This window comes from uncultured Tenacibaculum sp. (genome assembly GCF_947504135.1).
Taxonomy (GTDB): Bacteria; Bacteroidota; Bacteroidia; order Flavobacteriales; family Flavobacteriaceae; genus Polaribacter.
This window is the reverse complement of sequence record NZ_CANNGG010000003.1, coordinates 307,570-319,778: the sequence shown is the minus strand read 5'-3', so window position 1 is coordinate 319,778 and position 12,209 is coordinate 307,570. Positions and strand designations below refer to the sequence as shown.

Below are 12,209 nucleotides of genomic sequence, written 5' to 3'. Positions count from 1 at the left end.
TTAAGTAAACTGTAAAGAATTTATATATGAAGTATTACAAATATTTTTTTCTGTTAATTATTATTGGTTGTGCCTCTTCTAAAGTGGTATATGATTACGATAGCCAAACAGATTTTAGTCAGTATAAAACCTTCAATTTTTTTGAAGATGCAGGTAAAGGCTTAAATGAATTAGATGTAAAAAGAGTCACTTATGAAATAACGACTGCTTTGGAAGCCAAAGGACTGCGATTAACTGAAACCCCAGATATGTATATTAATATTTTAGCTGAGGAACGAGAATCTCTTAATAGAAATACAATAGGTGTTGGCTTAGGAAGTGGAGGAAGAAACGTTGGTTTTGGAATTTCAGGAGGTATCCCTATTGAAAGTAGAAAAATAAATCAGCAGTTAACCATTGATTTTGTTGAAAGTAAAGACAACCAGTTAATATGGCAAGGAATTGTTACTAGTGAAATAAGAGAAAAAGCGACTCCAGAACAAAAGAAATTACATTTTCAAAAAGTAGTTGGTAAAGTAATCAATAACTATCCGCCTCAAAATGAGAAATAACTAAAAAAGAAAACCTCCAAAACAAATTTTTGGAGGTTTTTTTATTATTGTTCAATAATGGTTTAGAATTGGTAACGGATACCTAAAGCAATATCAAAATCTAAATCATCTCTATAATCACCAAAACCAAACTCTGGTCTTACATCTAAAGAAAGCATTAAAGGAATATCGAAATTGTATTCAATACCAACATCTCCTGCAGCAAAAATAAATGTTTCACTATCATCACCATTAGGACGAGGGTTATCAAAACTATAAGACCCAAGACCACCACCAACACCTGCATACCAGTTGAATCGACCGTCTAATTGCCAAACCCATTGGTATAGACCTGCTAGTTTAAAACCATCATAGCCATTACCACTTCTTAAACCTAAGTCAAGTTCTAAACGGTTGTTGTCGCTTAATCTACGTTGGTAAGAAATTTCAGCTCCAAAACCATCTCCATCTCCTAAACGAAGACCAATAGCATTATCAGCAATTTCTTGGGCATTTGCTGTAAAAAACGAAAGGGTTAAAAAACCAATGAATAAAAATAATTTTTTCATAATTTTTAATTTTGTGTTATGTGTTGCTAAGATAGTTATTTTATTTAATTAGTAATCTTTCTCCTTTTGAATGACTAGTAAATTCAGGGGCATACATACTCTGAATAGTGGTGATTCCGTTACTAAAGTTTCCTGCATTATTTACACGTACATCATACTCAAACACATATACTCCTTTAGGTAAACGTTCAAAAAAGAAATTTGTTGCAGCATCTTTTGTGCTTTCATAATAGCCCAAACCATCTTGCCATTTGTATTGCGATAATACGTTAATTGGCTCAACACCACTAGCTCGCATATCTTTCATGTGTACAAACTCCATATCTCTGTCTGAACGAAGCTCTATTCTAACAGTTATTAAGTCTCCAATTTCTAGCTGGGTTTCTTTGGTGATTTCTTGTAGCTTTTTTCCTGTGTTAGTGTTAATTTTTTTGAATAATTTCTTATTCAAGTTTAACGGATTTTTAACAGAGGTAATCTTATCTAAATCTTCAAAATACTGCCAATATAAGCCACCCCAAGCAATACCTTTTCCTTTTTTAGTGATGCTTACTGTACTCATTTCAGGAGTAATTTCAGAACCATTCCAAGAGGTTTTAAAATAACCAGTACCCGCCTCAACTTTTGTGTTTTCTAATTTAGAAGGATTGATTGTTTTCTCTCCAACTTTTACATCCACCATATCAGTTACTGAAATCCAATCACTACCTTGTAATAATAATGCATATACAGCTTCAGTAGTTGCTTTGGTAGTTTTCCAACGGTTGGTTTGTTTATTTTTTAGTAGCCATATTTTTAAGTTATCAATAGTCTCAGTATTATTTTCAATTTCTGAAAAAGCTTCAATTAACAACGATTGGGTTTCAATAGGGGCTTGATACCAATACCAACTAGGTTTGTTTTCTTTCCAATACATTCCTAATTCTTCTGAAGTAATACTGTTTTCTTTTAACGAAGCTGTAATTTTATTAGCTACGGAAGTATTTCCGCTTCTAAATTGAAGCAATGCGATTTGTCCTTTTCCGTATAAATTAAACTCTTTCCAATAGTTTTTTGTTTGATTTTTATAGTATTCAACAGCAACTTTGGTTTTGTCACTCATGTTAATGTCTTTATAAAAAGAACGCATGTATAAATACTGAATGATAAAATAACTCAGGTGATTTTTCTCTAAGTACTCTTCGTATTTTTTTTGCCCTTTTTCAGCTTTAATACGTTCAGCACTTTCTAATAACTTTTTATAAACTTCTTCAATTTCTAGATCTAAAAAGTGGATAGCATCCACAAGCATCTTTTTTGTAGAGTTATCTATTTTGGTAACGCCTAATTTTTGTAAATGTCCAAAACCGGTAGCAATATGATTTGTGATATAAACATTAGGATTATCACTTCCTTTAAACCAAGGGAATCCGCCATTGTTTAGCTGTATTTCTGTAAGCTTGTTAATCGCTTTTTGTTGTTCGTTTTTCATTTTATTTAAATCGAACAACAAGGCAATGCGTTTCTTTTGTTCTGTTTCTGATTGCGCATCTCGCAACCAAGGAGTTTCCTGGATAATCAACGACTTTAACTCTTGATTCTTTTCTAAGTTACTTAGCAAAGCATCTGAAGATTTCCATGCATTAAACACCTCTTGTATTCTTGGGGTTGAATTTGCGATATGACTAGCCAAGGTATTCGCATAATAACGTGCAAAGGTTTGCTCACTACATTCGTATGGATATTCCATTAAATACGGTAAAGCTTGCACAGCATACCAAGCTGGATTTGAAGTTATTTCTAAAGTAAGTTTATGGTTCTTTAAAGAACTAGAAGTGCTATTTTTTAATTTATCAAACGTGAATGTTTTAGTTTCATTAGAACGAACCCACATAGGCAAGGTTTCAGTAACCAACATTCGGTTTGATAATACTGGTAACACATTTTGTTCTCCATCAGAAAAATCTCCTGCCTTGGCAATTACTTTATATTGAATTGCCTGATAGGTGTCAGGAATAGCTAAGTTCCAAGAAACTTGTGTGTTTCCATTTGAAACAATACTAAATGATTTATTTTTAGAAGAATTAGCTAGTAAATTAATTTCCTTTCCAGTAATTGCATCGGTTAGTACAAGTTGCGCTGTACCTTTTAAGTTTTTATCAGAGATATTAGTAATTTTAGTACTAAAAGTAATTTGATCTCCTTCTCTCAAGAATCTAGGAGCATTAGGCATTACCATTAACTCTTTTTGGGTAACAGTAGTTAATGTTTTGGTAGCTGACTGTAATTCTTTTGTGTGTGCTAGTAATTGTAATTTCCATCGTGTTAACGATTCAGGAGTGGTAAAGCTAAAGGTTACATCTCCATTTTTATCAGTAGTTAAATGCGGATAGAAAAATGCTGTTTCTTGAAGGTTCTTTCTAGCTTTTACATTAGCCAATTCATTATCTATTTTTGATTGATCATTTTTTGTAATAATAACAATAGCACCAAATTTTGCTTTTTCACCATATAAAGCAATGGCTTCATTAGCCTTTAAAACAGTGGAAGATACAATATCGTTACTAGAGATATTAAATGAATCAATAACTTTTCCATCTACGATGTAGATAGGAGTGTTTTTACCGGTTGCCGAAGCATTTCCTCGAATTCTAACGACACTATCAGCTTCTTCTTGGCTTTCTACTATTTCAATACCTGCTACTTTACCTTTTAGAGCAGCATAAGGCTGATCATTTGTTGTTCCGTAAGCCACAGTAACTACTTCTTCTAATAAGTTGTCTGAAGTAAGAATTACTATTGAAGATTCATTTAATTGTCGCTCTTCAGTTTTCATTCCAACAAAACTGAAAACGAGAACATCACCATTTTTAACTTTGATAGAATATTTTCCATCAAAATCAGTCTCAGTTCCAAAGGATGTTCCTTTAACTAACACAGTAACACCAGGAAGAGGTCCTGTTTCGTCTTGAACAGTTCCTGTTATAATTTTATCATAATCTTTTCTTGTACTTTTTTGAGTTTCTGCAAGTCGTTGAACAAAACGTTTTTGAACCCAACGATGATTATTAAAGCTAAACCCAAACCAATTTAAGCGATCGTATTGTTGCGTTGAATAATACCTGTTAGGGTAATTTACATTAAAAATTCTGAAATGTTCATTGCCAAAACTTTGGTAAGCATTTGCATTGCTTCCGTAAGAATAATAGGTTGAAGTTGTAATTGGATTGAATTGCCAATTATGTGCTTTGAATTCATCTAAAGAAGTATCGTACATACTCGCCAATACTTCTGCAGCTACTTTGTTGTTTTTATCATTTTTAATAGTGAAACTCCAAGTTTCCTCAGCTCCAGGTTGTAATTTGTCTCTAAACGTATTGGTTTCAATGGTAATTGTTTCTTGTTTGTTTGGTACAGAAATAGGAATCGTTCCGCTTAAAAAACTGTTATAATTCACAAAATAGTATTTGATGGCAAATCCACCAATATCTTCTTTGGTAACTGGAATTTTGATTGTTTTTAAATCATTATTTAAATGAACAAGTTTTGTTTTTACAATTTTATGGTTCTTTTCTATTTGAATAACCACAGTTACATCTTTTGAAGCAGAACCAATTTGTAATTCAACATTATCACCAGATTTGTAACTCGGTTTGTCTGTATTGTAAATAAATAATTGATTATCGCTTACACTTTTCTCAGCTCTTTTTGTTAATGTAAAACGAGCTTTATCGGTAACATCTTGTCCAAATTTATCTTTGGAGTTTAATATGATAACATACTTTCCAGAAATCCATTTTGAATAATTTTTTAAGATAATTTCTTTTGATTTTTGCGTATCAAAAGCTTGTTCAAAAACCAATGTACCTTGTTTCCAAGTTTCAGGATTTTCTTCTTCTTTGGTATAAGCATCGTGAGGGAACAATTTTCTAAATTCAGCTTCAGAAATATCTTGATAATCAGGAGTACTCCATGGTCTGCTACGTAAGGGACTTTTAGGAGCTTGTAGTTTGTATATTTTAAGGTTTCCTTCTGCAGGAACAAATTCTCCATTCAAATTTTTACTAGAGATTTTAAGGGTAGTTTCCTTGTCCGATTTATCTATTGTTGAAGGAGCTACTATTGAAGCAAGCAAGGAATGATATCCAACTTTTACGATAGAAGTGGCAGAACGAGTTTCACCATTAATATCGGTAATATCAGCAGTGATTTCATATTCAAAAACAGGAAGACTTTCTTTGTCTACACTTTCATCGGGTAAGGCTTTGAAAGTGATTGAAAAGTTTCCTTGGGCATCGGTTGTCAATTCTCCATGCGTAATTTCTTGTGCTTCTGAAATAAGTTGAGGTCTACGCCAATACCACCAATTAGGATATTGCACTTTACGATGCACTCGATATACTACTTTAGCATCGGTAATGTTTGTTCCAGAAAATGCTTTGGCGAATCCGTGTACAGTAATGCTGTCGTTTACCTTATAAGTTTTGGTAATAGGTTTAAACTCAGTTTTAAACTTTGGTCGTTTGTATTCTTCAACTGAAATAGGAGTAATGTATTCTTCTTGGGTAAAAGAAAAATATGCATTGTTATAAAATTTACTTTCTCGTTTTTCACTTTCATCAATAGAAAATGAATATTCGCCAGTTAATCCGTTGTTAGGGAGTATAAACTCTCCAGAAGCAGAACCATATTCGTTTAATTTAAGGTCTAATGTTTTTACTTCTTGACCATTCACATCGTTTAGTGTGATTTGTATATATTCATTGGTAAATGGTTTTGAAGTTTCTCCTTTTTGCTGAATAAAAATAGCTTTAAAATATACTGTTTGACCTGGGCGATAAATGCTTCTATCCGTGAAAATAAAAGGTTTGATATTTATATCTTCCTCTTCTTCTTCAACATCAGATGTTTCGTGGTATTTGTATAGGTAGTAATTTCCAAAAATAGCAGAATCATTTTTTGTAGTTACTGTAATATATACATTGCTAAAGTTGTCATTACTTTTATAACTAGCAAAACCATTTTTATCGGTTGTTAATTTTTTATGAATTGATTTTCCGTGTCTACGTTGCTTATTTTGCAATAGTAAATCAGCATTTTTAATTGGTTTCCCTGTGTTTCTATCTACTACTTGATAGGTTCTGATACCGTTATTGTTGTTTTCAACCAATACTAGATTGGTTACTTGTAAGTTGGCGGTAGCGTATAGGTCAGAAGTATTAAAAGTAGCATTTTTATGCGCTACGATTAAATAATTTCCTTGAGTTAATTTTGGAAGAACAACTTCAGTCGTATGTTGTAAATAGTCTTTTTCGTTTCGTAAAGCACTATTCCAAGAAGCAGTTTTTTGTAGCTTTTTTATAAAGTTGATTTTCTCTTCGTTTTTATAAATTTTTTGAAGCTCTTCTAACTGTTTAGTAGTAATTTTATAAGCATTAAAATGTAGTTTGTCAATGTTGTTGTAAGTAACTAATATTCTTGAAGGCTTGTTTATTGGAACAAATTTTTCTGAAAGAAGAGTTAATGATTCTAATTTGATTTGTTGCTGTAAAGTTTTACATTTTTTAGCGGCAATACTTTCAGAAAATTGTTCAATTACTTTATTGCAAATAGCTAAAGCTTCTCGATTTTTAAAACGAATATCTTCGTTTTTATTAGCTTGATATGAATTGGCCTGTTGAGTGTAAATTTTAGCAATTTCATATTGATACAAACCACTTACTTCGTTGTTTTTATAGTTGTTTACTGATGTTTTTAAGGTTTGTAGCAACAACTCTTGTTTGTTGTTATAAGTAGCATGCTGATTTACAAAATGAAGTCGTTGCATATCAGCATCAACCAAAGCTTCTAGATTGTTATTTTTTAAATGAAAAGAAAGTAGGCTTTGATAAATTTTTAAAGCATTGAATTGTAGTGATGAATCATCTTCAGTAGTAAGATTTAAGTTAGAAAATGTTTTAACATCACTAATATATTTTGCTTCATCAATTTTAAATTGATAGGCAGGTTTTGTTATGTTGGTTTCAGTAGTTTTATAAAACTCTAAGGCATTATGCGCTAAAAAATCGAATAGGGTAGGACGAAATTTTTTAGAATCTTTAACAGCATGTATAATTTCTCCAAACTCATATATGTCTACTTTTTGGAGTAGTGTTTCATTTTGTAAAGAATTTTGATAATGACAGTGAATTTCAGCAAAAAGCGTGTCTAAATCCCATGTTCTAAAATCGTTTCCATCAACTTTTTGCTCCGTTTGTGTTCGATTGTAAAACTTCCATCTGTTTTGATTGAAGTATTGCCAATACAAGTTAGCTAAAATATTTTCGAGTACATTCTTGGTAGGAAAATTACTTTTATCAATTTGTTGTTTGAATTGATTGATAATTTTCAATTGTGCGTCTTCCTCTAAAGTCAATGAATATTTACTTTTATAAAAGAGCGATTTTATAATTTGAGGTGAGTTGTTACTTTTTTCTGCCTTTTCATAAATACTTTCAACAACTTTTAAAGCTGATTTAGGTAGATTATCCAACTCAAATTGATTTACTTTTTCCCATAAATCTTTATAGTTTTCTTGAGCGTTTACTATGGTTGAAAATAAAATTAGTAGCAAAATAGAGGTCAATTTTTTCATAACGTGATTATTCATTTATAAATACAAAACACTAAAAAAAGTCAATTTATTACAAGTTAAAGTTTGTAATAATAGCATTTGAGTGAGTGAATATAGCTATTTAAAGAGTTTCGATTTAAAGATACTTAAATTTCTCGCTTGGTTTTGTATTTTTGATGCCTATATCACAGATAACAATACTATGAAAATTCACTTTATAGCTATCGGAGGTAGCGCAATGCATAACCTAGCAATCGCATTACAACAAAAAGGATACCAAATAACAGGAAGCGATGATACAATTCACGATCCATCAAAAACTCGTTTAGCAAATAAAGGGTTGTTGCCAGAAGAATTTGGTTGGTTTCCAGAAAAAATTACTACCGATTTAGATGCTATAATTTTAGGAATGCATGCAAAAAAAGACAATCCTGAGTTATTAAAAGCGCAGGAACTGGGAGTGAAAATTTATTCGTATCCAGAGTTTTTATATGAACAATCTAAAGATAAAACTCGTGTAGTTATTGGTGGTTCACATGGGAAAACAACCATAACTTCTATGATTTTACATGTATTGAATTATCATGAAAGAGAAGTAGATTATATGGTGGGAGCACAATTAGAAGGCTTTGATACCATGGTACACTTGACAGAGGAAAATGAATTTATTGTGTTAGAAGGAGATGAATATTTGAGTTCGCCGATAGATATGCGTCCGAAGTTTCATTTATACAAACCCAATATTGCATTGTTAAGTGGAATTGCGTGGGATCATATCAATGTGTTTCCAACATTTGAAAACTATGTAGAACAGTTCAAGATTTTTACTGATTCTTTAACAAATGGAGGAATCATGGTATATAATGAGGAAGATGCCATTTTAAAAGAAGTTGTAGAAAGTTCAACTCATCCGATAAAGAAGTATCCATACGATACTCCTGATTATTTTATTGATAACGGAACAACTCATTTAGAAACTTCTGAAGGAGATTTACCGTTAGAAATTTTTGGAGATCATAATTTACAAAACTTAGCTGGGGCAAAGTGGATTTGTCAACACATGGGAATTGATGAAGATGAGTTTTATGAAGCAATTGCCAGTTTTAAAGGAGCAAGCAAACGTTTAGAAAAGATTGCTGAAAATTCTTCGTCAGTTGTGTTTAAAGATTTTGCACATTCACCATCTAAAGTTGCAGCAACTACAGCTGCGGTTAAGAATCAATATTCGGATAGAACTTTGTTAGCATGTTTAGAATTACATACCTATTCGAGTTTAAATGCTGAGTTTTTATCAGAATATAAAGGAGCTTTAGATAAAGCAGATAAAGCAGTGGTGTTTTATTCTCCACATGCGGTAAAAATTAAACAACTAGAAGAAGTTTCTGAAGCACAAATAGCCAATGCTTTTGAGCGAGATGATCTGATTATATATACAAATCCGCAGGAATTTAAAGAGTTTTTATTTAGTCAAAATCTCGAAAATACTGCTTTATTATTAATGAGCTCTGGTAATTATGGAGGGCTTGATTTTGAAGAAGTTAAGAGTTTGGTTTAACAAAAAAGAAAAGCTCGAATGATTTTGTCATTCGAGCTTTTTTATGAATTATGAGTCCTTTTTTAATTCTTCCTCCAGAAAAATGGAGTTAATAAAATTAACACAGTAAATAGCTCTAGACGTCCAATCAGCATTAAGAAAGAACAGAACCATTTTGCTCCCATAGATAGGTGGTTAAAATTATCTACTGGACTAACACTTCCTATAGCAGGTCCGATATTTCCTAAAGAGGAAGCACAAGCGCCTAAAGCAGATTTTATATCCAACCCTAAAAGAGCTAGAATAACTGTACCAATAATAAATATTAACATGTACAGGATAAAAAATGAAAGTACATTAAATATAATCGTTTGGTTTACTGCTTTACCATCGTAACGTACAGGAATAATAGCATTAGGGTGTAGTGATTTTTTAAATTCTAGAAAGCTGTTCTTCAACATAATAATATGACGAACAATTTTCACCCCTCCAGAGGTAGATCCTGCTGAACCTCCTAAAAAGAACAAAGAGAAAAATATTGCGGTAACAAAAAAGCTCCACATAGTAAAATCGGCAGTAACAAAACCGGTGGTGGTTACTACTGAAATTACAGAGAATAACGAGTGGCGAATAGCACTTTCTACTTCTCCCCATACTTTAGGATGTACTATACTGGTTTGTAGATTAGGATCTTGAAAAAAGATAATCATAAGTGCTACGATAGCCGAAATACCTATAATTCCGAAGAAATAGTATTTAAACTCTTCGCTTTGTATAACTTTTCTAACTTTTCCTTTTAATGCAAAATAGGTAAGTACAAAGTTGGTACCTGCTATAAACATAAAAAAGATGATGATATATTGAATTAGAGGAGTGTCGTTCCAATGGGCAACACTTGCATTTTTGGTTGAAAATCCACCGGTGCTTACCGTAGCCATTGCATGGTTTATGGCATCAAACCAAGTCATACCAGCTATTTTTAATAATAGAAATTCAACAGCAGTTAATAATACGTAAATTAACCATAAGCGTTTTGCAGTATCTGTAATTCTTGGATGTAGTTTATCTGCCGAAGGGCCTGGGGCCTCAGCCATAAAAAGCTGCATACCACCAATACCTAATAATGGTAAAATAGCAATAGTAAGAACAATGATTCCCATACCCCCAATCCAATGCGTAGCACTACGCCAAAATAAAATTCCTTTTGGCATTGATTCAATATCTGTTAAAATAGAAGAACCTGTTGTTGAGTATCCTGAGATGGTTTCAAAAAAAGCATTGGTAACACTTGGAATACTTCCCGTAAGTAAGTAAGGTAGCATTCCTGTAAAAGATAATGTTAGCCATCCAAGGGTTACAATAAGGTATCCTTCTTTTTTATAAATATTATTGTTGTCTGGTTTGTTAAAAAAATAGAGTAATGTACCAAGAGTAATTGTAATGATTCCTGCATTTAAGATTCCTAGTTTAGCAGCTTCATTATAATAAACACTTACAGGAACTGTTAACCACATAAACAATCCGTTTAAAATGGCTGTAACTCCTAAAAAACGATAAACTAATTTTAGATTAAGATTTCCCATTAGTTAAATAAATCTTCTACAATTGTTATTGCTTCAGGTAAACAAAAAACAATGGCTCTATCTTCGCTTTGTAATTGAAAATCTCCGAAAGACATTAAAGGTTCACCGTTTCTAATTACACCTCCTATGATAGCTTCTCTAGGAAAACGCAATTCTCGAATTACTTTTTTAGTGACCTTTGCATTCGGTTTTACTTCAAATTCAAAAACTTCAGCATCTACATTATGTAAGTTGGCTAAGGCAACAATTTCTCCTTTTCGTATATGGCGAAAAATATTACTAGCAGCAATTAATTTTTTATTAATTAGAGTATCAATTCCTATAGTTTGAGAAATATTTATATAGTCCATATTCTCAACCAAAGCAACTGTTTTTTTTACTCCTTTTGATTTTGCTACTAGGCAAGACATGATATTGGTTTCAGAGTCGCCAGTTACAGCTACAAAAGCATCCATTTCTCTAATACTTTCTTCTTCTAACAATTCTAAATCTCTACCATCTCCGTAAATAACAAGTGTATTACGAAGATCTTCAGCTAGTTGTAAAGCTTTGTCTTTGTCTTTTTCAATAAGTTTCACCTTAAAGTTGTCTTTACAAAGTTTTCTAGCTGTTTTTCGTCCAACACGACTTCCTCCTAAAATCATTACGTTGGTAATGTCAATATGATTTTTACCAATAATAGGGTAAAGCTTATCAATACTGTATTTAGGAACAGAAAAATAAACCTGATCGTTTATTTTATATTCGGTATCACCTCTTGGAATAATTGTTTGTGATGTTCCTTCACGCTTTATAGCTATGGTAATAAAATCTACTAAACAATATTTTTCTTTTGTTTCTTTTACTGTAAGATCAAGAATAGGGGATTTATAGCCTAGAGTAGTTCCCATGATATTAAAAGCACCATTTTCAAAGGCAACTGTATCGTTAAAAGAAGATTGATGTAGAAGAGATTTGATTTCCTCCGCAGCTAATTCTTCAGGAGAAATCATAAAATCTACACCGTAATCTTTAAAATTAATACAAGGATTATCTAAAAACTCTGGATTACTAATTCTAGCGATAGTTTTTTTAACACCTAGTGCTTTACCTATTACTGAAATGGTAAAGTTTGTGTTAGGGCTCTCAGTAACAGCTAGTAATAGGTCAGCAGAATTAATGCCTATTTCTTTAAGTAACTTAATGGAGGTTGCATCACCTTTTTTTGTAATGACATCAAGGTGATTGTTTAAGTATTCTAACTTTTCACCATCAAAATCTATTACATAGGTGTCTTGAGCTTCGTAAGAAAGGAGTTTAGCCAAATGAAAACCAACGTCTCCAGCCCCGGCTATTATAATCTTCATAGTTAAATTTAAAAAAGACTGAATGCAAAGATACTGTGCTTCTTTTGGTTGTGCA

At 32.0% G+C, this 12,209-nt stretch carries 6 protein-coding genes; 2 read left to right on the top strand and 4 right to left on the bottom strand.

Annotated features, from left to right (window positions below; genetic code table 11):
- Positions 1–26: 26 nt before the first annotated feature.
- Positions 27–551 carry a DUF4136 domain-containing protein gene (locus Q0663_RS07800; protein WP_299009033.1) on the top strand — a complete coding sequence of 175 codons (525 nt, stop codon included), beginning with the start codon at positions 27–29 and terminating at the stop codon, positions 549–551.
- A gap of 62 nt (positions 552–613) precedes the next feature.
- On the opposite strand, the gene Q0663_RS07795 is transcribed toward Q0663_RS07800, so the two are convergent.
- Positions 614–1,099 carry a hypothetical protein gene (locus Q0663_RS07795; RefSeq protein ID WP_299009030.1) on the bottom strand — a complete coding sequence of 162 codons (486 nt, stop codon included), beginning with the start codon at positions 1,097–1,099 and terminating at the stop codon, positions 614–616.
- A gap of 40 nt (positions 1,100–1,139) precedes the next feature.
- Positions 1,140–7,712, bottom strand: coding sequence for an MG2 domain-containing protein (locus Q0663_RS07790; RefSeq protein WP_299009027.1), 6,573 nt, complete (start codon positions 7,710–7,712; stop codon positions 1,140–1,142).
- Positions 7,713–7,893: 181 nt separating this feature from the next.
- On the opposite strand from Q0663_RS07790, the gene murC reads away from it, so the two are divergent.
- The gene (gene murC, locus Q0663_RS07785; protein ID WP_299009024.1) at positions 7,894–9,246 is read left to right on the top strand and encodes a Mur ligase family protein; all 1,353 of its coding nucleotides are present in this window, start codon (positions 7,894–7,896) and stop codon (positions 9,244–9,246) included.
- Between the two features lie 62 nt (positions 9,247–9,308).
- Here the strand turns inward: murC and Q0663_RS07780 are convergent, their stop codons facing one another.
- Both Q0663_RS07780 and trkA read right to left on the bottom strand, forming a co-directional pair.
- A complete protein-coding gene (locus Q0663_RS07780) occupies positions 9,309–10,808 on the bottom strand; it encodes a TrkH family potassium uptake protein (protein ID WP_299009023.1) in 1,500 nt (499 codons plus the stop codon).
- Positions 10,808–12,154: a Trk system potassium transporter TrkA gene (trkA, locus tag Q0663_RS07775; RefSeq protein ID WP_299009021.1), complete on the bottom strand. Its 1,347-nt coding sequence runs from the start codon at positions 12,152–12,154 to the stop codon at positions 10,808–10,810. The genes Q0663_RS07780 and trkA overlap by 1 nt, the downstream gene beginning before the upstream one ends.
- Positions 12,155–12,209 lie beyond the last annotated feature (55 nt).